Annotated in this window: 27 protein-coding genes and 2 pseudogenes; 25 read left to right on the forward strand and 4 right to left on the reverse strand. The window is 39.8% G+C overall.

The window, feature by feature from the left end; all coding sequences use genetic code 11:
• The first annotated feature begins 357 nt into the window (after positions 1 to 357).
• From rsgA to D0T60_RS06510, 16 genes and pseudogenes are all read left to right on the forward strand, one after another.
• Entirely contained in the window at positions 358 to 1,410 is a 1,053-nt protein-coding gene (gene rsgA, locus D0T60_RS06435) for a ribosome small subunit-dependent GTPase A (RefSeq protein WP_163217333.1), read from the forward strand.
• Positions 1,411 to 1,613: 203 nt separating this feature from the next.
• The gene (locus D0T60_RS06440) at positions 1,614 to 2,339 is read left to right on the forward strand and encodes a DNA alkylation repair protein (RefSeq protein WP_163217334.1); all 726 of its coding nucleotides are present in this window, start codon (positions 1,614 to 1,616) and stop codon (positions 2,337 to 2,339) included.
• A complete protein-coding gene (locus tag D0T60_RS06445; protein ID WP_163217335.1) occupies positions 2,336 to 3,022 on the forward strand; it encodes a 4Fe-4S dicluster domain-containing protein in 687 nt (228 codons plus the stop codon). Before D0T60_RS06440 ends, D0T60_RS06445 begins: the two co-directional genes overlap by 4 nt.
• Positions 3,023 to 3,027: 5 nt before the next feature.
• Positions 3,028 to 3,627 carry a type 1 glutamine amidotransferase family protein gene (locus tag D0T60_RS06450; protein WP_163217336.1) on the forward strand — a complete coding sequence of 200 codons (600 nt, stop codon included), beginning with the start codon at positions 3,028 to 3,030 and terminating at the stop codon, positions 3,625 to 3,627.
• A gap of 5 nt (positions 3,628 to 3,632) precedes the next feature.
• Positions 3,633 to 4,379 (forward strand): helix-turn-helix domain-containing protein, encoded by a 747-nt coding sequence (locus tag D0T60_RS06455; RefSeq protein WP_163217337.1) that lies wholly within the window; start codon positions 3,633 to 3,635, stop codon positions 4,377 to 4,379.
• A 69-nt stretch (positions 4,380 to 4,448) separates the two neighbouring features.
• A complete protein-coding gene (locus D0T60_RS18785) occupies positions 4,449 to 5,204 on the forward strand; it encodes a VOC family protein (RefSeq protein WP_239059508.1) in 756 nt (251 codons plus the stop codon).
• Between the two features lie 21 nt (positions 5,205 to 5,225).
• Complete coding sequence (locus D0T60_RS06465) at positions 5,226 to 5,630, forward strand: VOC family protein (RefSeq protein WP_163217338.1); 405 nt, start codon at positions 5,226 to 5,228, stop codon at positions 5,628 to 5,630.
• A 17-nt stretch (positions 5,631 to 5,647) separates the two neighbouring features.
• The gene (locus D0T60_RS06470) at positions 5,648 to 6,172 is read left to right on the forward strand and encodes an AAA family ATPase (protein ID WP_163217339.1); all 525 of its coding nucleotides are present in this window, start codon (positions 5,648 to 5,650) and stop codon (positions 6,170 to 6,172) included.
• Positions 6,173 to 6,177: 5 nt separating this feature from the next.
• On the forward strand, positions 6,178 to 6,705 hold the full coding sequence (locus D0T60_RS06475) for a GNAT family N-acetyltransferase (protein ID WP_163217340.1): 528 nt from the start codon (positions 6,178 to 6,180) through the stop codon (positions 6,703 to 6,705).
• On the forward strand, positions 6,702 to 7,451 hold the full coding sequence (locus D0T60_RS06480) for an N-acetyltransferase (RefSeq protein WP_163217341.1): 750 nt from the start codon (positions 6,702 to 6,704) through the stop codon (positions 7,449 to 7,451). The genes D0T60_RS06475 and D0T60_RS06480 overlap by 4 nt, the downstream gene beginning before the upstream one ends.
• Before the next feature lie 48 nt (positions 7,452 to 7,499).
• Positions 7,500 to 8,447 carry a GyrI-like domain-containing protein gene (locus D0T60_RS06485; protein ID WP_163217342.1) on the forward strand — a complete coding sequence of 316 codons (948 nt, stop codon included), beginning with the start codon at positions 7,500 to 7,502 and terminating at the stop codon, positions 8,445 to 8,447.
• A gap of 73 nt (positions 8,448 to 8,520) precedes the next feature.
• Positions 8,521 to 9,261 carry a DUF5131 family protein gene (locus D0T60_RS06490; protein WP_163217343.1) on the forward strand — a complete coding sequence of 247 codons (741 nt, stop codon included), beginning with the start codon at positions 8,521 to 8,523 and terminating at the stop codon, positions 9,259 to 9,261.
• Between the two features lie 246 nt (positions 9,262 to 9,507).
• Positions 9,508 to 10,269, forward strand: coding sequence for a DUF4274 domain-containing protein (locus D0T60_RS06495; RefSeq protein WP_163217344.1), 762 nt, complete (start codon positions 9,508 to 9,510; stop codon positions 10,267 to 10,269).
• A gap of 682 nt (positions 10,270 to 10,951) precedes the next feature.
• Positions 10,952 to 11,611 (forward strand): hypothetical protein, encoded by a 660-nt coding sequence (locus tag D0T60_RS06500; RefSeq protein ID WP_163217345.1) that lies wholly within the window; start codon positions 10,952 to 10,954, stop codon positions 11,609 to 11,611.
• 574 nt (positions 11,612 to 12,185) lie between these two features.
• Positions 12,186 to 12,410: pseudogene (locus tag D0T60_RS19040) on the forward strand (cupin domain-containing protein); the annotation flags it as partial.
• 51 nt (positions 12,411 to 12,461) lie between these two features.
• Positions 12,462 to 13,314, forward strand: a pseudogene (locus tag D0T60_RS06510) (alpha/beta hydrolase).
• A 106-nt stretch (positions 13,315 to 13,420) separates the two neighbouring features.
• On the opposite strand, the gene D0T60_RS06515 reads toward D0T60_RS06510, so the two are convergent.
• Positions 13,421 to 14,944: an IS1634 family transposase gene (locus tag D0T60_RS06515; protein WP_163217347.1), complete on the reverse strand. Its 1,524-nt coding sequence runs from the start codon at positions 14,942 to 14,944 to the stop codon at positions 13,421 to 13,423.
• Between the two features lie 111 nt (positions 14,945 to 15,055).
• Between D0T60_RS06515 and D0T60_RS06520 the strand changes: the two genes are divergently transcribed.
• The 9 genes from D0T60_RS06520 to D0T60_RS06560 all read left to right on the forward strand — a co-directional run bounded on the left by D0T60_RS06520 (position 15,056) and on the right by D0T60_RS06560 (position 21,777).
• A complete protein-coding gene (locus D0T60_RS06520; RefSeq protein ID WP_163217348.1) occupies positions 15,056 to 15,904 on the forward strand; it encodes an aldo/keto reductase in 849 nt (282 codons plus the stop codon).
• 11 nt (positions 15,905 to 15,915) lie between these two features.
• Positions 15,916 to 16,449, forward strand: a complete 534-nt coding sequence (locus D0T60_RS06525) for a flavodoxin family protein (protein ID WP_163217349.1) — start codon at positions 15,916 to 15,918, stop codon at positions 16,447 to 16,449.
• Positions 16,450 to 16,466: 17 nt separating this feature from the next.
• A complete protein-coding gene (locus D0T60_RS06530; protein ID WP_239059509.1) occupies positions 16,467 to 17,009 on the forward strand; it encodes a flavodoxin in 543 nt (180 codons plus the stop codon).
• A gap of 113 nt (positions 17,010 to 17,122) precedes the next feature.
• The gene (locus tag D0T60_RS06535) at positions 17,123 to 17,962 is read left to right on the forward strand and encodes a helix-turn-helix domain-containing protein (RefSeq protein WP_163217350.1); all 840 of its coding nucleotides are present in this window, start codon (positions 17,123 to 17,125) and stop codon (positions 17,960 to 17,962) included.
• Between the two features lie 167 nt (positions 17,963 to 18,129).
• On the forward strand, positions 18,130 to 18,993 hold the full coding sequence (locus D0T60_RS06540) for an SDR family NAD(P)-dependent oxidoreductase (protein ID WP_163217351.1): 864 nt from the start codon (positions 18,130 to 18,132) through the stop codon (positions 18,991 to 18,993).
• A complete protein-coding gene (locus D0T60_RS06545) occupies positions 18,990 to 19,514 on the forward strand; it encodes an RICIN domain-containing protein (protein WP_163217352.1) in 525 nt (174 codons plus the stop codon). Before D0T60_RS06540 ends, D0T60_RS06545 begins: the two co-directional genes overlap by 4 nt.
• Positions 19,515 to 19,579: 65 nt before the next feature.
• Positions 19,580 to 20,503, forward strand: a complete 924-nt coding sequence (locus D0T60_RS06550; RefSeq protein WP_203558293.1) for an AraC family transcriptional regulator — start codon at positions 19,580 to 19,582, stop codon at positions 20,501 to 20,503.
• Between the two features lie 60 nt (positions 20,504 to 20,563).
• Positions 20,564 to 20,992 carry a MarR family winged helix-turn-helix transcriptional regulator gene (locus D0T60_RS06555; protein WP_163217353.1) on the forward strand — a complete coding sequence of 143 codons (429 nt, stop codon included), beginning with the start codon at positions 20,564 to 20,566 and terminating at the stop codon, positions 20,990 to 20,992.
• A gap of 74 nt (positions 20,993 to 21,066) precedes the next feature.
• Positions 21,067 to 21,777 carry a DUF169 domain-containing protein gene (locus D0T60_RS06560; RefSeq protein WP_163217354.1) on the forward strand — a complete coding sequence of 237 codons (711 nt, stop codon included), beginning with the start codon at positions 21,067 to 21,069 and terminating at the stop codon, positions 21,775 to 21,777.
• A 395-nt stretch (positions 21,778 to 22,172) separates the two neighbouring features.
• Here D0T60_RS06560 and D0T60_RS06565 read toward each other — a convergent pair whose 3' ends face one another.
• The 3 genes from D0T60_RS06565 to D0T60_RS06575 all read right to left on the reverse strand — a co-directional run bounded on the left by D0T60_RS06565 (position 22,173) and on the right by D0T60_RS06575 (position 24,107).
• The gene (locus D0T60_RS06565) at positions 22,173 to 23,483 is read right to left on the reverse strand and encodes an ATP-binding protein (RefSeq protein WP_163217355.1); all 1,311 of its coding nucleotides are present in this window, start codon (positions 23,481 to 23,483) and stop codon (positions 22,173 to 22,175) included.
• A 211-nt stretch (positions 23,484 to 23,694) separates the two neighbouring features.
• The gene (locus D0T60_RS06570; protein WP_370524397.1) at positions 23,695 to 23,886 is read right to left on the reverse strand and encodes a tyrosine-type recombinase/integrase; all 192 of its coding nucleotides are present in this window, start codon (positions 23,884 to 23,886) and stop codon (positions 23,695 to 23,697) included.
• Positions 23,886 to 24,107, reverse strand: a complete 222-nt coding sequence (locus D0T60_RS06575; RefSeq protein ID WP_163217356.1) for a hypothetical protein — start codon at positions 24,105 to 24,107, stop codon at positions 23,886 to 23,888. The genes D0T60_RS06570 and D0T60_RS06575 overlap by 1 nt, the downstream gene beginning before the upstream one ends.
• Between the last annotated feature and the right edge of the window lie 50 nt (positions 24,108 to 24,157).

Raw genomic sequence — 24,157 nt, forward strand, 5'->3', positions numbered from 1 at the left:
AGATAAAAATATGCTATTTATAAAGCAAATCCATTAGTGTCCACTAAAAACTCATATACAACGTTGCCACTTCATAGGATTCGTGAATTGATTCTTCTTCAGGAGTTGAAATGCAAAAGTAGTGCATTTTAGTGAGATATAGAAAAAAATATCATATCTTTGCAACCTATGACAATTACAAAGAAGGATTTGGTTTAGTAAACAATCTGCGCTATCCGTACAGATTGTCCATTCGCTTGCTCTCGAATAGCTCTTTTCGGGAGTAGTTTCTCTATTATTATAATTTCAGTTTTTAATTTGCGTACAACACGAAAGCATCATTATGATTTCTGTGTATGCTATCATATATTAAATACAATGAACAACTTACAACAATACGGCTGGAGCGAAGAACTATTCCAACAAAAACAACATTCCAATTTCAAAGACCTTCCGCACGGACGAGTAACAGTGACCCATAAAACCTGTTACGAAGTAGTTGCCGAAGATAGATTCTACACCTGCGAACTTGCCGGAAATATGCTCTATGGCAAGAGTTCGTCCGAATATCCATGCACAGGAGACTGGATTATTTTTCAGCCTATCGATACATGCAAAGGCATTATCCTCGACTTGCTCCCCCGCCAAAAGGCGCTTTATCGGCTAAAAAGCGGCAGTGTATCAGAAAGGCAGGCTATCGCTTCGTTTATCGACAAAGCCTTCATTGTGCAAAGTCTGGATGAAAACTTTAATGTCCGCCGAATTGAACGTTTCATGTTGCAAACCGCAGACGAAGGTATTCGCCCCGTATTAGTATTAACTAAAACAGACTTGGGCTTCAACCGAGAAGAAACAGAAAATGCTCTGAAACACATTTCTGGCAAGATGCCTGTTTTCTATACCAGCGTGGAATCGCAGGAAAGTATCGACAACCTTCGGGCATCTATCTCTCCAGGAGAGACTATTGTCTTTACCGGCATGTCGGGCGTAGGCAAAAGTACCTTAATCAATGCTCTTTGCGGACAAGAAGTGTTGCAGACGGGAACGATCAGTGATTCGACCGGGAAAGGTCGTCATACTTCAACCCGCCGGGAGATGGTTTTGATGGCAGACTCGGGTGTACTAATCGACACTCCGGGTATAAAGCTCTTCGGTGTTACAAATGACAATACTGATAATTTGTCCGACATCCTGGATATATCCGACTACGAAGGCCTGTGCCGATTTACTGATTGTCAGCACGTCAACGAGAAAGGATGTGCCGTAATCGAAGCGGTAGAGAATGGAGATATAGACCGTAGCGTATATGAAAGCTACCTCAAACTCCGCCGGGAAGCTTGGCATTATACAGCTTCTGTGCATGAAAAACGGAAGCAAGAGAGGTCATTTACCAAGATGGTGAAGGGGGCTTATAAGGATAAAAGAGAATAAATATCCTTTTTTACAATTTCGCCGGCTTTGTCGATTCGGAAGGGAATCGGGTAGACGCTTCAGGGCTATCATTGTTTCTAGAAATACCTGAATCACTCGGACAAGACAGAACCCGAAAAAATAAAAACTGAAATCTATGTTACTGTGGAATAAGATAGTATCTTTGCTATTGGACAATAGGCTTCCGAAAGATAAAACGTATTATGACAAAAAATAATATTGCTATATTATCAGATATCCGTCAAACGCTAACAGACAGCATTAATCCCAAGGTGCTTGCTTCTTCCGATCGTTTTTTCAAAACAGGCGAAGCAGCAAAGGTTCGTGGCGTAGGAATGGGCGAAGTGAGCAAAATAGGCAAACTGAGTTTCAGGCAAATAAAGGAACTACCCAAACAAGAGATATTTAAACTATGTGACGAACTTTGGCAGTCAGGTTATCTTGAAGAGGGGGTAATTGCTTGTGTCTGGGCCGAATCATTATATAAGCAATATGAACCGTCCGACTTTAGTACATTCGAGTATTGGGTGCATAATTATTTGACCAATTGGGCAGATTGCGACACGCTGTGTAATCATACAATCGGAAATTTTATGATGATGTATCCCGAATATGTTGCCGAACTGAAGAAGTGGGCAACCTCATCCAATCGTTGGGTAAAACGGGCCGCTGCTGTTACATTGATTATCCCCGCTCGTAAAGGATTGTTCCTAAAAGATATTTTTGAGATAGCCGATATTCTGCTACTCGACAAAGACGATTTAGTGCAAAAGGGTTACGGATGGATGCTTAAAGCCGCCAGTGAAGCCTACCGGCAAGAAGTGTTCGATTATGTAGTGTCGAAGAAAACGGTAATGCCTCGCACGGCTTTACGCTATGCGATTGAAAAAATGCCTGCGGATTTAAGGACGGAAGCAATGAAAAAATGAATCTAAACGAAACGATCACAAATGAACTAAAGCAACATGAGATAGAATTTATCCACTTTGTTGATATCTCCGGTTTAGTAGAAAAGCAAAATCGGGGATTTTCGTCTGCTATACTATTTGGCGTTAAATGCTCTCCTGAATACTTGAAAAGAGTTAGCGATAATCCTAATTATGTGCCCGATATGGTTGCCCGCAACTATTTCGATGACGATGAGCATTATGCTCATGAAATGGACATGTACCGCATATCCGACTTGCTTGCGGACTTCATTGAGAAGAATGGGTACAGTGCTTATTCACTCTCTGATGACAATCAGATAACAACGAACAACTTCGAAGGCAACAAGTCGATGCTCCCTCTGAAAACATTAGCCACCCATGCGGGACTGGGTTGGATCGGGAGGAATAACCTGTTGGTAAATAAAGAATACGGTTGTTGTCAAACATGGGGCGGAGTATTGACCGATATGCCATTGAACACAGTGTTAAATAGTTTGCCAGCTGTTCAGTGTGGCAACTGCCAGATTTGTTTGGATGTTTGCGAGCCTAAAGCCCTGAAAGGTACTGTTTGGCAATCAGGTATAGAACGTGAAAAGATAATTGATGTCGATAAATGCACTACCTGCTTGAAATGTATGGTTCATTGCCCATGGACACAACGATATATGAATAAAGAATTATAAATAGCATGAACAAGAAAGAAGTAATTTTTGTACTCTTAAACGAGTTTGCCGATTGGGAAGGGGCTTATATCTCCACCTGCTTGAATATAGGCGTTAAGCCCGGAGGCCCAATCAAATACACAGTGAAAACCATGTCTGTAACAAAAGACCCTGTCATGTCGATAGGCGGCTTCAAAGTATTGCCCGACTACGACCTGAACGATATGCCGGAAGACCATGCGGGGCTAATATTGATTGGTGGCATGCATTGGTTTTCGCCCGAAGCTGCGCAAATTGTTCCACTCGTAGAGAAAGCAGTGAAGGAAAATAAGTTGGTTGCCGGAATATGCAATGCCTCGGTATTTCTCGGAGCCAATGGTATTCTCAATAATGTGAAGCATACAAGCAACGGACTGGACTATCTGAAACAGTATGCCGGAGAAAAATATACCGGCGATGCCAACTATATCAACGAACAAGCTGTCAGAGACGGCAACATTGTTACTGCCCCCGGAACGGCTCCATTGGAATTTTGCCGTGAAATCCTGTATGTATTAGATGCGGATGCGCCTGAAATTATAGAAGAGAGCTACCAATATTATAAAAATGGGTTCTTGCCGAAATAATATGTATGTATAAAGAATATCCACCCGACCTACATTTACAGCATTTGATAGAAACCTATTGGGTTGCCGATGGACTGGTTGAGAATGCAATCGCACAGCGGATTCTGCCGGATGGTTGTGTGGATATTATCTTTGATTTCGGAAGTCACTCCGTACAAACCGGATTACCCAAATTGGTTGGTACAATGACCTCTTTATTGGAAATCTCCTATCAGCCGGGGCGGGTGCAAATGATGGGAATCCGCTTTGCTCCGGCAGGAATCACCGCATTCACCCGTATGCCCGTCTCCATGATTACCAACCAAAACATAGAACTGCCTCTCACCGAAACGCTGTTTGATAACAGTTTCTATGAGCGATTACCTGATATGGAGTGTATGCAGGAACGTATTACTTATATCAATTCCTATTTTCTGACACGTATACATAAGTTATACCTGCCCGACAGGCAAATCAGACATGCCGTTTCCATTATTCAAAGCAATAACGGTCTTTTGTCTGTCAGCAAAATAGCCGGAGAGGTCTGCCTGTCGGAACGACAATTCGAGCGTAAATTCAAAACAACCATCGGTATGACGCCCAAAGTATTCAGTAACATCATGCGTTTCCGGTTTGTCCGCAGTTATATGAAAGCCCATCCCAATGAAAGCATGTACGAAATAGCCATTGCTTGCGGATATCACGATCACTCGCACATGAATAAAGAGTTTCAGCGTTTGGGAAGTATCTCTCCATCGGAACACATTGTGTAGAATGTCGATTTTTTACACGAAACAGATCAAACAAGTATTGTATTTTTGTACTCAAAAAAGATGAAAGCCATGGAATATCAAACTCTATCTCCCAACATTGGCGTAAAGAGCGTCGATGAAACAGTACAGTTCTATACCGAAACATTAGGTTTCAATCTGATTATGAGTGTTCCCGCTCCAACCGGAAGCTTGCAATGGGTCATGGTTGCTAATGGCGGAACAACATTTATGTTTCAGGAAATGGATAACCTAACCGAAGAGTACCCACAGTTAGCCGGTCGCCCAGTGTTGGGTATTATGACCTTTTATGTAAAGATGAAAGGTATGCAAACACTGTACGAAAAGCTTCAGGGAACAGAATCTATCGCCAAAGAGATGCATAAAACATTCTATGGAGCCGACGAATTCGCCATCTTCGATAACAACGGACATATCCTGACGATAACGGAAGATACAGTAGAACCTACCGCAATCAAGAGCTATGATAACTACTTCCTGCCAGCTAACAATTATCAAGAGAGCGTACATTTTTATTCTGAAGTATTGGGATTGGAAAAGAAATTCGAGTTTGCAGAGCAGGGTATGATAGCCTTCAAGGTTGGCAACGAAGAGCCGGCAATCATCCTGAAAGACAAAACTAAGATGCCGAACACAATACCTGCCATTTGGATAGAGGTTGAAGATACTAAAGCGGTTTACGAAAAGATGAAAGCCAAAGGCATTGTCTTTCTATCCGAACCATTTAAGATACGAACAGGTTGGGCGGTAGAATTGAACGACCCTTCGGGCAATAGATTAGGATTCACAGACTATAAAAGAGATTAATAAATTAATAACAGAAGAATTATGAAATTCAGCAACGTAAGACTATTAGTCAAAGACTATCGCAAATGTTTCAATTTTTACACCGAGCAACTTGGTTTGGAAGCCGCTTGGGATGTTGGAGAATGTTATGCCAGCTTCAAAGTAGCCGACGGAATAGAGGGCCTTGCCCTGTTTACATCCGACTATATGGCTCCTGCCGTTGGTAATGCCGACAAAACACAACCCGTTGGCTATCGTGAGAAGTCGATGATATCCTTTGAAGTTGATAATGTAGATGAGACTTATCAAGTACTTTCAGCAAAAGGAATTAAATTTATTAATAAACCAACAGATATGCCCGGTTGGGGAATGCGTGTTGTTCATCTGTACGACCCGGAAGAGAATCTGATAGAGTTGTATTCTCCACTGAATCAATCAGAGCTATAAAAATTAATAATCGAAAAATGAAGGCTTCAGAACCCATACTGTTTATTCTATCGGGATTGCCCGCTTCGGGAAAATCAAGTCTGGCAAAACTGATTGTCAAGGAGTACAATGCTGCCTATCTGAGAATTGATACCATAGAACAAGCATTGCGAGATTTATGCAACTACAATGTACAAAGCGAAGGATACCGTTTGGCTTACCGCATAGCAAGCAACAATCTGGACTTGGGGCATAATGTAGTTGCCGATTCATGCAATCCGATAGACCTTACCCGTAGAGAATGGGAAGAAGTAACTATACAAAGCAATAGCCGGTACATTAATATCGAAGTAATCTGTTCGGATAAAGAAGAACATAAAAAACGAGCTGAAAACCGATGCACTGAAGTGAAAGGTTTAAAACTCCCTACATGGAATGAAATCCAAAGTAGGGAGTATCATGCATGGGCGACAGATAGAATCCTGATTGATACAGCAGGTAAATCGACAGAAGAAAGCTTCTATGAATTGATAAAAGAAATAAGAGATGCAATAAAAGAATAGAATGCATGGTAATAAACAAAAGAAACATCCTATTAAAGCCTCTACTTAAAGAAGATATGCCTTTATTTGAGGAATGGCTCAATAAAGGCTATGTTTATAAATGGCTCTGTCCCGATGGAGAAGAACAACGCAAAGCTTGGTTAGAAGAAGTTAACAACAAAGACGGCAAGTACAATTTTCTAACCCACTTTATTGTCTACCACAACGAGCGTAAAATAGGCTACTGCCTTTATGCTGACTGTTTCTTTCTGAAAGATTTAGAAGAGGAAGGGCATGATTTTGAAAGCTTATATGGGGATGTAACAGAGAAAAACCATACCTTTGAAATAGGTTACCTGATTGGGGAAGAGGAGTATCTGAATAAAGGCATCAGCAAAATTGTTATTCAGCAGTTAGAAGAAAAAATCACAGCTTTAGGCGGACGTGAGATAACAGCAGACCCTTTGGAAGAAAACACTTTCTCCATAAAGGCATTATTAAGTAATGGATTTATGAAAAAGAAAGACGGAGATTATAGAAAAGCAATAATATGAATGCCGATTTCATAAACATAACACCCGAAAACCTTGCCGACGAGCATCTATGCTGTATTATCCGTAGCAAAGTAACTCACCCGGGTATAGAAGCAAAGCGACAATGGCTTACTGATCGACTAACCGAAGGTCATGTATTTAGAAAATTGAATGTAAAAGCAACAGTTTTCATCGAATACGCTCCGCTCGAAACAGCTTGGGTTCCCATCGTCGGCGACAACTACATTTATCTCTATTGCTTGTGGGTCTTGGGTGATTACAAAGGAAAAGGATATGCAAAATCGCTGTTGGAGTATTGCGTGGCTGATGCCAAAGCGAAAGGCAAATCAGGCATTTGTATGCTCGGATCAACAAAGCAAAAGGCTTGGCTTTCCGACCAATCGTTTGCCAAGAGGTTTGGATTTGAAGTGGTTGATACGACTGATAACGGCTATGAATTACTTGCACTCTCTTTCGACGGAACAACACCGAAGTTCGCACAAAACGTTAAGACACAAGAAATAAACAATAAAGAACTGATTATTTACTATAGTATGCAGTGTCCGTTTGTCTACCAAACCATTGAAGTGTTAAGGCAGTATTGCGACACGCACGATATTCCCGCCTCTTTAATTCAAGTGGATACACTGCAAAAAGCGAAAGAATTGCCTTGCGTTTTCAACAACTGGGCGGTGTTTTATAAAGAACAATTCGAAACGGTGAATCTGTTGAGTGTTGAGAACTTAAAGAGGATACTCAAAAAGTAGCAAGAATAGAACACTCTATCTCCTCCCTTCCGACTACCTTTGCCGATTATGAATATACAGGAAAACAGCCGTATAGAATACCGTGCACGTATTAACCGGGTGATGGATTATATCGACCAACACCTCGACAAACCGTTGGAGTTGAAAACCATCGCCGACGTTGCCAACTTCTCCCCATTTCATTTTCACCGGATTTTCTCTTTCCTGATTGGCGAAACGCCCATCGACTACATCCAACGCCTGCGGGTGGAGAAAGCCGCCTGGAAACTCCGCGAAGCTGTTCCTGAAACCATCACCGAAATTGCCTACAGTTGTGGCTTTGGAAGCGTTTCTTTATTCAGCCGGACTTTCAAAAAACACTTCGGCATGACGCCCAGTCAGTTCAGCAAAGCCGATAAACCCGTCTATTCGCAAAACGGAAAGCTGTTTAGCAAGAATGGACAAATGCTCCGCAAGAATTTGAAAAGCGATACAGGCGAGAACGCCGACCTTTGTATCGTCGAATCAAATCAATTTTATTTTATGAAAGCAAACATTGAAGTAAAGGAAATGCCTGAAATGAAGGCAGTGTATGTGCGCCACATCGGAGCATTCAATCAAATCGGTCAGGCCTACGAAAAGCTATTCAAATGGGCATACCCCCGTGGGTTGTACACCCCAAATGTATCGAAGTCCGCATCCATCACCCATGACGATCCTTCAGTAACCGAACTGGAGAAAGTACGCCAAAGCGCCTGTATCATTATCGAAGAAGACGTGAAAGTCGATGGCGAAATCGGTAAACTCACCATTCCCGGCGGGAAGTATGCCGTCGGACACTTTGAACTGGGCTTTGCCGACTTTGAGAAAGCATGGAACTCCATGTGCAACTGGTTTGTAGAAAGCGGCTATCAACAAGGCGACGGCTGTACCTACGAGCTTTATCACAATGACTACACAACGCATCCCGAGCAGAAGCATATCGTCGATATCTGCATCCCGGTGAAGCCATTGTAAGGAAAAAGATGCCTATTTTGGACAACCATATCCGAAATAGGTATTGTATCTTTGCATGCCACTTTAAGTACTTATGCCTAAAAACGCTATCGAACCCAAATCGAAGATGTGGAACCTGTGGCATGGCTGTCATAAGTTAAGCGCAGGTTGCCAGCATTGCTACGTTTACCGTGGCGATGCCAAACGGGGTGTTGATAGTAATATCGTTACCAAAACCAAGAACTTCGACCTACCCATACAAAAGAAGCGGAACGGTGAGTATAAGATCCCATCCGGTTCGTTGGTCTATACCTGTTTCACTTCCGATTTCTTTGTAGAAGATGCCGATGAGTGGCGCAGGGAGGCATGGGAGATGATACGTCTTCGCAGCGATTTACGCTTTATGATGATTACCAAACGCATCGACCGCTTGCAAGTCTCCCTGCCCGATGATTGGGGTGATGGATACGAGCATGTAACCATCTGCTGTACTGTTGAGAATCAAGACCGTGCCGATTACCGCCTACCCATCTATAAAGAGGCACCTATAAAACACAAAATCATTATCTGCGAACCGCTATTAGAACGTATAGACCTTACGCCATACAATATCGGTTCATGGGTGGAACAGGTTGTTGTTGGAGGAGAATCCGGCTATAATGCCCGCCCTTGCAATTTCGATTGGATAATGGAGTTACATAATTTGTGTGTAGAGCAAAACGTATCTTTCTGGTTCAAGCAAACCGGAGCCAAATTCATTAAAGACAACAAACTATACAATATTAATCGCCGGCTGCAACACTCACAAGCTCGCAAAGCAGGGATCAATCTATAATTCACTTATACTATAAAAAAGGAAGATAGAACTTCCCAAGTTTACCCAACTTGAGACATTTGGATATATGTGGCGTTCATGGGGAGATAGTTTCCTGTATCTTAAATATTTGCTAAATTTGTCGGCTGATACAGTTATTCTTTTTATGCAATGTGTATTTCGGATAACTATTGCATTTATTTATAAGTTGGTGGCAATGCGGGGACAGTGAGCAGAATGAGGTAAAGCGTAAAATGAGAAATAAATATGGAGAAACAAATTTATTCAGATTATTCGAGATTAACATTTGAAGAATTTCAAAAATTCTCAACACCTTGTGAATTGCATGATATAGCAAGTCGATGTTTGTACGAAATTAAACAATGGATTGTTGAGAGCGACTTATGTAGCGAGGCTACTGCATTGATGATTTTTTGGAATGCTTGTCCTGCAGACTTTTTAAATTATAGTTGGAATAAGAAAACAGGTAATGACATAGATGTATTCAATATTATTCGAACTGTTATCAATAATTTTGAAAAAGGATTTTATTTGAAAACAGATATTAAGTATGACCCAAGTGAGGTAATATCCAAAACAAAATTTATTCCGGAAGTTGTTTTACAAGCCAGTAAAGGCGAAGAACCATACATTTACATAGACAAAGAGGAAGTACATTCATGGTTTGGCGATTATTTAGTCAGCAAAATAAACCGTTGTGATACGACTATTGAACTTTATAATATCGCAGTATCTCTCAAACACAGAGAAATCAATGTTTATGAAAAAATCCTTGAACACCCTTTGTGTGACAAAGCTATTGCTCTTATCATTTATTGGCTTCTTGATAAATATAGCAATTCTTCATTGTATGCCACAGATTGGCTGATTATTAAACCAGTGCTTGAGAAAATTGTACATAAATTAGAAAACAACGAATATAAGGAGATATTGGCTTACGACCCTAACAAAGAAGTAAAACCTATAAAATGGAAAATACCTGATTATATGTTTAAGAAAATTGGTTGAAATGCCTGCACCCAACTGTCAGTTTGGTGCAATACCCTTCGGGATACTGCACCAAGCTGACGGACGTTATGCACAATGCGTGTGCAACCCGAAACGTCCTTTCAAAATTGAAAAATAAAAATCCTGAAATAATCCGTTGTCTTCGAAACTTGAAGAATCGGAAAAACAAACAAAAGACAATTGCAATATACAGTAAAATGAAGCGACCTCTAAAAAAACAAAATAAACATATTGGAGTTATTCTTGCTATTGTTACATTACTTCTTATTTTTATGAGTAATGTATTGTTTAACACTTTTGGTGTTAACTTGTCAACAAATGAATTTCCATATTATGTTAATTTTATATTAATTGCATTATTAATTGTATCGTATCTATTATTTCGATTTTTTCATTATAAACTCATTCCTTTTATAATTTCAGTTTTGATATTGCAAAATCTGTTAATCAGTGCGATGGTCGATTTAGTTCGCGGGTCGGAAGATTATGATATGTCCAATGATTTTTCTTTTCTCATAGCAGTGCCCGTAGCATTTATCGGAACAGTTGTTTGGGGAATTATTTTTGATTATCGAAGAAATAAAAAATGAAAGTAAAAATATTAGGCTTTCTCATTCTTATATTATCTCGTATTACAGTATTGAATTATTGTTCAATTTTACAACAAATAAATCAACAAAAAATGAATATTATAAAATCAGTAATTATCATATCCATTTCAACAATAATATGTTCATGTACACAGAAAAATTCAATCTCCTATACCTGTTTCCCCGAATTGCTTGTAAATGATAGCGACAACTTTGCCAATGCAGTGATTACAAATAACACCTTATTGGATGTATATTGTCTTTTCAATAATATTACCGATAGTCTTGCCCCAAAAATTATTGGCGACCATGCCAACATTCGTGTCTTTGAGGGAAATCCTTTGAAAATTTACATTGATGAAAGTTGCTTGTTAGTATTTCCCGATAGGTTGGAAATAAAAGAAAAACCAACACTTTTAATTGAGAAAAAAGTCATTGATACTCATGTTTTCACGACAAATCGCAGTATGCAGAAACTTCCCGACGGAACTTCTAAAGTAAACTATGATTTAGGAAAAAAGTATTTTCAAACAGACGTTGGAACACTCGAACTTAAACGAGAGAGCGGTGGATGCGACGATACAGGTAAAAATCCTTTTGAAATACAACATAATGGCAACAGCTTAATGTTTACCAACATTGGAAACCTTTGTTTTTTTGAATATGATTTGGATAAAAATGGGAAAAAGGAACTTTTTGTACTGAACTATCATATTTGTGCCTCGTATTTGGCATTGTATAAAATTGAATAATAAAAGGAACAAACACCTTAAAGACTCTTTAGAAACTTCACTCTGCCCTTTGAATGTTCTACTTTGTATCTTCGCCAATCAAATAAAGATAATCTAAAGAGATATTTATCAGACATATAATAAATAATTGTATTTTTGTATTCCTCCGCAGGTAAAAAACAAACAATGCACTGTGCATAACAATCAAGGATTTGGTGTCAGGTGGACGCTTGTGGCTTCGATTTGGCAGCATGTGGCGTTGTAAGCGAATTAAGAATCAAAATCAACAGCGTTTTTTGACAAAAACAATATTGACCTTTTGAGCAAAACAATTTGAGCCGTTGAACAAATTCGCTTAACGACTTTCACTTTATCTTTGCATTGTAAATTCAGATGAATAACTAATGATTAAGGTATAATGTAAAACGATAAAGGAATGAAAACACTATTCAACTTCACAATAGCTTGTATGGCTTTATTCCTTACAGGCTGCAACAGCAATAATTCTAATAACAATAATAATATGACCGCAAACGAAATTTTCCCGAAAGGGCAGAAAGCGGAGGCCAATTTCACAGGTACGGCTTATGTTGAAATGTTAGTGACAGACGACACAACCTTTAATACGCAGGTTTATAATGTAAGCTTTGAACCGGGCTGCCGCAATTACTGGCACTCACATCCGGGTGGACAATTATTACTGATAACTTCCGGCAAAGGTTATTATCAGGAGAAAGGCAAACCGATACAACTGCTCCAACCGGGCGATGTAGTAGAGATAAAACCCGATATTGTTCACTGGCACGGTGCTACTCCCGATAGCGAATTTGTTCATATAGGCATTACTACGCAGGCAGATAAAGGCGCAGCCATTTGGTATGGAGCCGTTTCAGATGAAGAATACAACAGTTATACTATGAACGGCACAGAAAAACAAGAACAATATACTTTTGAACTAAGTGATAATGTAACACGCCGGAAAGTAACTTTCACAAACCGTTATGGAATAGCACTAACGGGAGATTTATACATTCCCCAAAAATCAGGTAGTGAAACTTTTCCTGCTATTGCCGTTAGCGGTCCCTTCGGTGCTGTAAAAGAGCAATCATCGGGATTGTACGCCAACCGGATGGCAGAACAGGGGTTTGTTACGCTTGCTTTTGACCCGTCTTATACCCGCCGTTGATAAACGCATCAAAGCAGTAGCGACCGCAAGTATGTACGATATGTCGAGAGTGAACGCAAGGGGGTATTTTGATGCAATGACACCGGAGCAGCGAAGCGAAATGTTGGAGCAATTAGGCGAACAACGTTGGAAAGATGCGGAAGACGAAACGTTTGCTTTAGCTCCCAAAGGATTGCCGGACAAAATAGAAGGAAACGAACCTCAATTCGTGAAAGATTATTTTGATTATTACAAAACGGATCGGGGCTTTCATCCGCGCTCAATCAACTCAAATGGTGCGTGGACAGCGACTAATACGCTATCGTTTATGAATATGCCAATTCTGACCTATATCAACGAAATCTCCCCAAGACCCATATTGTTGATAGCCGGAGAGAATGCACATTCACGTTATTTTAGCGAAGATGCTTACAAAGCGGCTACTGAACCGAAAGAGTTAATGATAATCCCTAATGCTGTTCATGTAGATTTATATGACCGTATGGATGTTATTCCATTCGATAAGTTAGAGTCTTTCTTTACAGAGCACTTAAAATAAAAAATGATATGACAACAGTAAAATTAAACAATGGAGTAGAAATGCCAATCTTAGGATTCGGTGTTTATCAAGTTGAACCCTCTCCTGTTTTCGCCAATGGGACACCCTACGTTTTTTTGAGTACCATTAAGTATAATTCCCTCTGCTGTTCATCCATTGTTAGTGGGTACTTCCTAGCCTTCCCAGAAGATGGCAACATTACATTTATTTGATACATCCTCTTAGTCAACTCTGCAGCTTTGCTGAGTGTTATTGTGGATTCATTAGCTTTCAAAATACGCTCCAATTCCAACAAGATAGTATATGCTGTAAAGGATATGCAAATATGTGCTTCAATCCTGTGCCTGAGTCTATGATATATGGGGCGTATTCTTAAATCCGTCTTGTTCATGCGGAAAGCCCTTTCAATAAACCACAGTTGCCGGTAATTGTTTATAATCTCATCCGGTTTGAGTTTACTATTGGTCACAAAGGTTTTTATACCGTCCCACCTGGCGTCCTCATTGAATTTTTCATAATCGAGTTCTACCTTGACCTCACCTTCCATTCGCAAGTATTTATTGTATCCACGATTGTTGATATTGGACTTGGTCAGTTTTCCACTTACTATCTTCTTCTCTAATTTTCGGAGCCCTCGCAAACGATTCTGTAAATCTTTATATGCCCTCTTTTGAGAAAGAGAAACAATTATACGCTGAGATTCTGTTCTTTGAATAACAGCACTTTGTCCGTTTTGAAGCGACAACTTTAGTATTTGGGCTTGAATTTCTTTCGATTCGTTTTTAGGTCTACCTCCCAAAATATATTCGTAGTTGTTCTCCGATAAGAGGTCTATGTTCTTTTTAGAAAGAAGGCCGGAGTCTGCAATGACAATGGGTTTATTCAATCCGAAGCGATGCTGAAATTTCTCTAACACAGGAATGAGCGTATGCCCCTCAAAGATATTACCCTCAAATAAGTCGTAGCCTATGGGATTACCTCCGTAACCAACCAACAACCCCAGAAATATCTGAGGGCACTGGTGCTTTCCATCTTTAGAAAAACCTGTCTTGCGAAGATCATCTTCATCGCTTGATTCAAAATAAAGAGTAGTCATATCGTAGAATACTACACCGACCTTGCCACCCAGAATGCCTTTGGTGTAGATAAAAGTAATATCTTCAACTTCTTGTTTGAACCGATCGCTTAGCTTATCTAGAAAACGGTATATTTCTTGTATCTGGTGATTCTCGCCCAGATAGTTGCTAAGATAATCAATCGTTTTCAGCTTGCTACCGGGATTATACAAACGGGTAATGACCAGATGACGGAACAACTTGTCTTCTATTTGGTTATAACCAATTTTATCAAATAGCCGGCCGTAAATTAGCTCCGGACCTATCACTTGTATTTGATTGTTGCTAATGGAAGAAAGAATATATTCATAGTTGGACTCTTCCTCGTCGATAAACAATTCCAAATTTCCCTCTAACTGTTTTAAGACCGAACGAGCCTTGAGCATCAAAACGGAAAGCTCCTGCTCGCTCTTTCCTGAACCGATACTCTGAACAACCTTATAACGACCTCCGGATTTACTGATGATCTGGATGCTGATACTGCCGGATTTGTTACGCTTTTGACGAATAAACATGTGCAAATTTAAGGCGGGACACCCAAATAAGCAAATTTGAAAAATTAATTAATTGAAAATCAGAAGGTTGAAGAAATAATTAAAGACGTTGTCGAAAACAGGAAAAATGATATGACAACAGTAAAATTAAACAATGGAGTAGAAATGCCAATCTTAGGATTCGGTGTTTATCAAGTTGAACCCTCTGAAACAGAAAATGTGGTATTTGATGCCTTACAAGTGGGCTATCGTTCGATTGATACAGCGGCAGCTTATATGAATGAAGAGGCTGTCGGGCGTGCCATAAAACGGAGTGGTATTCCTCGCGAAGAACTATTTATTACAACCAAACTCTGGATTCAGGATGCCGGATATGACAATGCGAAAAAAGCATTTGAGGTATCTTTAAAGAAATTACAACTGGATTACCTCGACCTCTACCTTATCCACCAACCATTTGGCGACTATTACGGTTCGTGGCGGGCAATGGAAGAGTTGTATAAAGAGGGACGGATACGGGCTATCGGTATCAGCAACTTCTATCCCGACAGGTTGCTTGATCTTATTCAACACAACGAAATAGTTCCTGCCGTTAATCAGATTGAAACACATCCGTTTAATCAGCAAATCGCCACCGGACAGTTTCTGAAAGAAAACGGTGTGCAAATCGAGTCTTGGGGGCCGTTTGCTGAAGGGAAAAACGATATGTTCAATAACAACGTTCTGAAATCTATCGGCGACAAATACGGAAAGTCGGTAGCACAGGTTATCCTTCGTTGGCTGATACAGCGTGATGTAGTCGTTATTCCAAAATCCGTTCGTAAAGAGCGTATGGCGGAGAACTTCGATGTATTTGATTTTGAACTATCGGCAGACGATATGACCGCCATCCAAACACTCGATATGGGGCAAAGTGCCTTCTTCGACCATCGCGACGTTGAGTTTGTAAAATGGTTAGGTAATTATAAATTTGATATTTAATACGATATATTATGAGCAAAAAAGTATTAGTCCTGTCGGCGAGTCCCCGACGGAAAGGAAACTCCGATTATCTATGTGATGAGTTTATACGTGGGGCAAAAGAAGCCGGGCATGAAACGGAAAAGATATTTTTCCACGATAAAAAGATAAACTATTGTTTGGGTTGCGGAGCCTGTTACAAAACCCACAAATGCGTACAGAAAGATGATATGGCAGAGGTGCTGGACAAAATGGTCAATGCAGATGTATTGGTTTTAGCCACTCCCGTTTATTTCTATACCATGAATGCGCAGCTTAAAACCCTGATAGACCGCACCGTTCCCCGCTATACCGAGCTAAAGGGCAAAGCCTATCTTATAGCTACCCTTGCCGATAAAGGCGAAGAATCGATGGCAGGTACTATTGCTGCTTTCCGTGGATTTATGGATTGTCTCGATAATGTAGAGGAAGCAGAATATATCATTGGCTATGAAGCATGGAACAAGGGAGATATTGTCGGAAATCCTGCCGTAGAGAAAGCCTATCAAGCCGGAAAGAATGTATAACAAACAATCAACAGAATATGAAAACAATTATCCTATCATTTATTATCATGGCAACAACTATTTCTGCCTATGGGCAAAATAATAAAACATTGGTAGTCTATTACTCCCGTACAGGGAACACAGAAACCGTAGCAAAACAAATACAGACGCTGACAAATGCCGATATTTTTCGCTTGGAGACGGTAAAAGCGTATCCCAAAGGTTATCAAGAAACTACGGAGGTTGCCAAGGAAGAGAAAAGCAATAATGCCCGCCCAGAGATAAAAGAGAAAGTGGAGAACATCAATCAATATGATACTCTCTTTATTGGTTTTCCTATCTGGTGGGGTACTTACCCGATGGCAATTGCTTCTTTCATTGAAAAACACAATCTGGAAAATAAAACCATCATTCCATTTTGTACACATGGCGGAGGTGGTGTTGACCAAGGTTTTAATGATGTGAAAAATTTAACTCCAAAATCAAACCATAAAGAGGGACTAAGTCTCAGTGGAAGCCAAGCAAATTCTTCAAAAGCAGCTATTGAGAAATGGCTTCGAGAAATAGGAGTAATTAAATAATTGGACTTTTACATAATATAGGATGCGCTTCGGCAATCTGAAAACGAGTTTTCGATTGCTCTCGGCTTTCACTATATTTCAGCAAAATAGTATCTTTGTAGAAAAGAATCGTTATGGAAACAGGAAAAGAAACATACGTTACGTTCAACTATTCAGACATCATTTATAGCTACTACTTCAGCGATGATTGTATGTGTTCGAAGATGGTGCGCGACCACTTTCTGGTCTATGTTTACTCCGGCGAATATGTGTTGGAAGAAGGCAAAAAGAAAACCATAGTGCGTCCGGGAGAATGTGTGTTTTTGCGCAGAGATAACCGTGTAGAGATGGCAAAACAGCCGAAAAACGGCGAACCATTTATGGGAATATTCATCTGTTACAAACGGGATTTTCTGCGTAAAGTTTTTCAGGAGTTTGAGAAAGGCAAACTACCCATTGAAGCAAGTAAACATAAACAGAGCGTTATCAAATTGCCTGAAACGCCCGATATTAAAGGTCTATTCCTGTCCATTACTCCTTACTTTGATTCTTCCATCAAGCCTTCGGATGATATCATGTGTTTGAAAATGCTGGAAGGTCTTCATGCCTTGTTGCGTATTGATGAACGATTTTACGCAACACTTTTCGACTTTGCCGAACCTTGGAAAATAGACATTATTGAGTTTATGGACAAGAATTATATGTACGACCTCTCGATGGAAGAGATGGCTTCTTTTACAGGACGAAGTCTTTCAACTTTTAAGCGAGATTTTAAGAAGATAAGTGACTTGTCTCCCGAAAAATGGCTGATTCAACGTCGGCTTGAAGCCGCTTATGATAAACTAAAAGAAACAGGAAAGTCGGTTTCGGATGTATATCTTGAAGTGGGTTTTAAGAACTTCTCTCATTTCTCTACTGCATTTAAGAAACAGTACGGAGTAACACCGAGTAATTTTAGTCAAGCCATAGTATAAAAACAGGTTTTTAGGCAGCTGGCAGTATGTGGCTTCGGTTTGGCAGCGTGTGGCGTTGGAATCTATTTTGATAACATCTCCGTTTTGTGTTGAATAATCTCCGTTTTGTATAGTCGTTAGGGTACGACCACTCCATACCTTTGCATAAACATTAAAACAGGAACAAAATGGATAGTAAAATCATTCTGGTTACAGGAGCATCCGACGGTATAGGAAAAGAAACCGCCATGACGCTCGCAAAACAGGGGCATACGATTATCATTCACGGGCGTAACAAGCAGAAATTGCAGGCTGTTTATAACGATATAAAGGCTGAAACAGGTAATACCAATATTGATATGTTCACAGCCGATTTTCTGTCGTTTGCCGAAATAAAACGCTTTGCAGATACTATAAAGCAGAAATACGACCGTTTGGATATACTCGTTAATAATGCGGGAGCGCAGTTTACCGACAAAAGAGAAACTACCATTGACGGACACGAAAAAACAATGATGATAAACGTGTTCGCTCCGTTTCTTTTGACTACACTTTTGCTCGACTTGCTCAAAAAAAGTCCGTCTGCAAGGGTCGTAACTGTTTCGTCCGCCTCTCACAAAATGGGCGGGAAACCCGATCTCAACGATATAGAATTGAAAAACAACTATACAATGTCGAGAGCATACGGCTTTTCAAAATTGTATGTGATATGGGTCATGCGGCATTTCATAACTGAAACTAAAAAAGCAGGAATAAACAATATCACATTTAATTGCGTGCATCCGGCTTCTACACAAACAAACCTTGCACGAGAATCTTCTTCTTCGCTTCGGTTTCGGATCATAATGTTTCTTTGGAAACCAATGTTGATAAGCCTTGCCAAAGGTGCTAAAAGCAGTATCGAAGCTGGCGTATCTCCGAAATTGGAAGGTGTTACAGGTAAGTATTTCGGGCCTAAAGGCGAAGAAAAGGTTAGCGACAAATATTATTCTACCCAAAACGAACAGATAATTTGGGATTATTGTCTAAAAGTAACGGAGGATTACCGATGAAAATAGCTTTTATCATATTAGTTGCTCTGATAGGCGTTGCCGCATTCATGTTCGGCCCTCGAATACATAAAGATATTCAGAAGAAGCGCAACTATGAGAACACTTATGCAATACAGAATATTGGAAATGGTAAAGATATTCGGGTGCATAATGCAGGAAACGAGGACGGGACAAAAATCATCCTATACAGTCATAATAATTGGGAGTGTATTACATGGCAGTTAATAGGACTGGAGGAAAATGTATATTTACTCAAAAACCTATATACGCAAAAGAGTTTCGAGCCTTCTTCGGCTCCGGCAACGGGCGTAACACTGTGGCAACAAACATTAGGCGGGAGCCGTTTACAATATTGGGAGTTTGTGAAGCAATTGGGCGAAAACTATTTGATACGCCTGAAAGATACGGAACTGTATTTAACTGCCACATCTGACGAAAACGATTCTGATATTGTTCTTATGCCAAAGCAGGATTCAGACAGCCAGTTATGGAAACTGATAAGACAAAATCCAATTATCTGATGATATACTTACAATACAGATAATTCTCCGTATTTTTGTGGTTGCCAAACATATGAGTTAAGTTTATGGAAACAAGCGAATTGAAAATCGGCGATAGCCAAATAATTAAAATAAATACGATTGAGCGGTACACACAATTATTGGGGTGTCCGCCTGCCAATCATCCGCTAATAGCTATCTGTCGTTTGGAGGATGTGATAGATTATACTCCTATCGGCAAACCCGTACAGCTAAACCTATATTCAATCGTAATGAAAGACGGAACAAACTGTACTTCTACATATGGTTGGCGTGATTATGATTTCACGAAAGGAGCTATAAACTTTTTTGCACCGGGGCAAATACACTCTTGGGATGTAAAAGCAGAAAACTCCGGTAGATGGGGTTGGATGCTGACATTTCATCCCGACTTTATCCGTAAATATCCTTTGGGAGCGAAAATCGGAAAGCTAAAGTTCTTTTCGTATGAAACGAACGAAGCCTTACATATATCCGATTCCGAGCGGTCGATGCTTGAAGGTATTATGCAAAATATCGAAAGTGAAGATAAGCGGAGCATTGACGAACACAGTCAGGATATAATCGTATCTCAACTGGATGTCCTTCTGAATTATGCTGAACGGTTTTATACACGGCAGTTCAGAACAAGGAATAGCGTAGAGTCGGATATTTTGACACGCTTCCAATCCATACTCCACAATCATTTTGAAGATAACAAAGACAAACTGATTACGGCGAACGATATTGCTTCCCAGTTGGCTATGTCCACGCATTATTTGAGCGATCTTCTACGCAATATTACAGGCATGAATACGCAACAGCATATTCACGTCTTTTTGATTGAACGTGCAAAAAGCCTGTTATTGACAACTTCACTTTCAATTAACGAGATAGCCTTTTCACTCGGATTCGAATACCCGCATTATTTCAGTCGTCTATTTAAAAGCAAAACAGGGCAAACCCCGATGGAATTTCGGAGTATGAATTAACACTATGAATGTTTTTTATTACATTATTGACTAATCAATAAAATCCCTATCTTTGCAGGTATGAAAGACAATCAGCATACCTTGGGATTCTTATTGGCACGGACGTCAAAAGCCATGTCTGTGCATTTGAATAAGTTATTACAGGAAGAGAGGATAGACCTTCCTCATTCGCAATATTTGGTCTTACGTTTGCTTTACCTCGAAGATGGTATAAGCCAGCAGGAGTTAGCGGAGAGGGCTTTCAAAGATACGGCTGCCGTTAAAAGAACATTGGATATATTGGAGGGAAAAGGCCTGATTAAACGCACTCCTGCTCCTGCCAATATGAAAAAGAACAGCGTGATTATCACTCCGGTAGGACGGGAGCTGATGCCACGCGTTATATCTTACCTCGAAAACTCGAAGAATTCCTACCTGGCAGGTATAAGTGATGAAGAATATAATGCTGTAATCCGCGTGCTTGAAAAGCTTTATCAGAACATCAGCTAATTTTTCATTTCTGTTATTAACCCTCATTGTTATATCCGTACAAAAACCGTGGAAAAAGAAAAAATAGCATAATTATGGAAGTAAAAGTATTTATTGAAAATTACAGGGAAGCGTTCGGCGAAAAAGCCGAACTTCCGATAGTGTTTTGGTATTCCGACACCCCGCTTGCCAATACCGAAAAGATAAACGGTTGTTTCTTCAAAGGGCTGAAAACGGTAAGAGAAGGAAATCCCATAAGTTTGAACGCCGAAGTCATAGGTTGCGGAGGAGGAAAGTTCTATACCGGATTTACGGAAATGCCCGAACGAGTACCCAACTTCGTTTCGCTGAAAGAAAAATATAAAAAGACACCTGAAATGGTGGTTGAGTTTATAGAACAGCTTGGCGTACCACTTACTAACCGGAAGTATCTGAATTTTGTCCGTATCGACAGGGTTGAAACTTTTAACGAAGTGGAAGGCATCTTATTCTTGGCAACTCCCGATATCTTATCCGGACTAACGACATGGGCTTATTTCGACAACAATTCGGAAGATGCAGTCACTTCCATGTTCGGCTCCGGCTGTTCGGCTGTGGCAACCAATGCAGTTATTGAGAATAGCAGGGGAGGAAAGAGAACATTTATCGGTCTTTTCGATCCTTCTGTCCGCCCTCATGTAGAAGCTAATATTCTAAGTTTTGTAATACCTATTTCCCGATTTAAGGAAATGTATTATACCATGCGAGAAAGCAGTTTGTTTGACACTCATGCATGGAATAAAATACGTGAGCGGATAAATAATTAAGGATTAATCAGGCTCCAACCCGTACTATTGAGTATAAGATGTAGCACAAAATAGAAATAGACACTATTTGAACTCATAGAAAATAGTTCTCCATTGGTTTTTTTCCATCTTATTTTTCATATCAGATAAGGAGAGAGGGAACGGAACGATAAATCCCGATTGTCCTGTATGATACGAGGTTAAGGCTACTTCGCCTTTTCTTTAGTAACTATTTAGTAACTGATTTCTGTCCAGTCTTGACTTTCGACTGTCTTTTCTTGTCCACAAGCTTCATATCAGCTTTCAGGTTCAAATATACGAACTTTTTGAATCTTACAAAAATTAATTGAATATCAAGTCGTTCTCCAGTGCAAGGTGCAGCCTATTTATATATAGGCTGCACCTTGCACTGAGCTTTACATATCATTCATAGATAAGCCCCTTAATTCAATCTTATATTTTGCAAGTTCTTTTTTGATTGAATCGGCTTTTCCCTGAAGTAAAGTCATGTCAATTTTCTTGGGGTTACGCTTTACCTCGGCAACAATAGCCGTTTTATCCAAATCATTCAGAGCAATCAGGTCTATCTCATTTTCTCCTTTACTGTCCCAATAGCTACCAATAGCGGTTATCCTCTCCTCTTCCGCCATTTTAGCCCGAAAATATTTTTCCAAAGTGAAACCGCTATATTGCTCATAGTTCTTATCAATAAACTCACGAAGCAAGTCATATTTCCCCATTTCAATCAATGACTGATTCGGATAAATGAACCGAAACCAGAAACGAAGGTAGTTGTCATTTAAACTCCAACGAGCTTTTCGGCTTTCCGGCTTCGAGAACATGGGCTTGTTCTTTGTAATAAGAGAGTATTCTTTTTCTAAATTAACCAGATATGCCCCCGTATTCTTTCCGATAATGGAATCTATTTCACTTTGGGTCGTTTTCCCGGAAGCGATTAATTGCAGAATGGAAAAGTAAGTCCCATACTCTTTTCCAAATTCAGAGATAAGCAATTCTTTGCCTTCCCCGATAAAGGGAGAATCAGGACGTGTAACCACATCCAGTATCTTATTCTTTGTTACAGCTCCGCCTTCCATCAGTAGGTCGATGTATTTGGGAACGCCACCCGTCAGCATATAGAGACACAGAAGATCTTCCGATGTATATTTAGGGTTATAATCGTTCAGGATTTCTTTTATTACGCTAACGGCGAAAGGTTGCAGTGTTATCTTTGAGGTAAGTCGCCCGAATAACGGTTCTTTCCTGTTCTCAAAAATCTTCATCATCATCGAATAGATAGAACCGGAAGCAATGAAGTTGATCTTAGTCTTGTCTTTATACTGATCCCAAAGATTCTGAACATCGCTGAATATGGACGAATTTACATTATCAAACTCTTGAAATTCATCAATGATAAGCGTGTAATGTTCCTTTGTGGCAAAAATCAACAACTGTTCAAAAAGGTCTTTGAATCGGGTAATCGAGCCGAATATTTGCAATCCTAAAACATCTGCTGCATCTTTCTGAAACTGTTCGCAAAGAAGCGGTTCGCTTTTACGGGAAACAAACAGATAAAGATACTTCTGTCCCTTTACAGATTCAAGTAAAAGGGAGGTCTTGCCGATACGACGACGACCAACCATCACCGTAAAACAGGAACTTCTCTTCGATTGCTCCAATGTACGGGCTAATATATCTAACTCCGCTGTTCTGTTATAAAACTTCATATCTCATGTTATTTAATACTCATTATCTTAATGGCGGTTACAAAAATAAGAAGAATATTTCAATCCGCCACTATGTATATCAGGTTATTTTAATGGCGATTATTTTAATCGCCATTAAAATATAGACAAGAACGAGGATTTGTAGCTTGAAGCATCCATGCTATTTTCAAACTTTTGTGAGTTGAGAATAGACAAATAGTTTATTTCGTGCTTACAACTGAAAATCTGCCAGCTTTTCCTCCAACGATTCCATATCAGCATTAAGCTTTGTATCCGTAATTCGAGCATAGATCTGTGTTGTTCGTACATTCTTATGTCCTAATAATTTAGCAAGACTTTCCATCGGCATACCATTAGATAAGGCAATAGTCGTGGCCATTGTGTGCCGCGCGACATGGGAAATTAGTAGTCAGAATAGGTATGAGAAGGTAAGAAGCGAATCGGATAATACCATTGTAATTCAGCGATTTGAGTGAAATTGAAGTTTGGAACATAAGCAGTTCTACGAAGAGTTTCAGTTACCAAATCGTTACCTTGCCAGTTACCGAAGGTAAATGGGTAACAACAGCAGAGTGAAGAATTACGAGACACGGTTCTAATGTTCTGATATGCTGTGATTTGCATAGCAATGAGCGCTTATAAAACAGGTAACTTTGCCGTCAGGAAATTGACGG

Origin of the sequence: Bacteroides sp. 224 (genome assembly GCF_010500995.1) — a bacterium.
Taxonomy (GTDB): Bacteria; Bacteroidota; Bacteroidia; order Bacteroidales; family Bacteroidaceae; genus Bacteroides.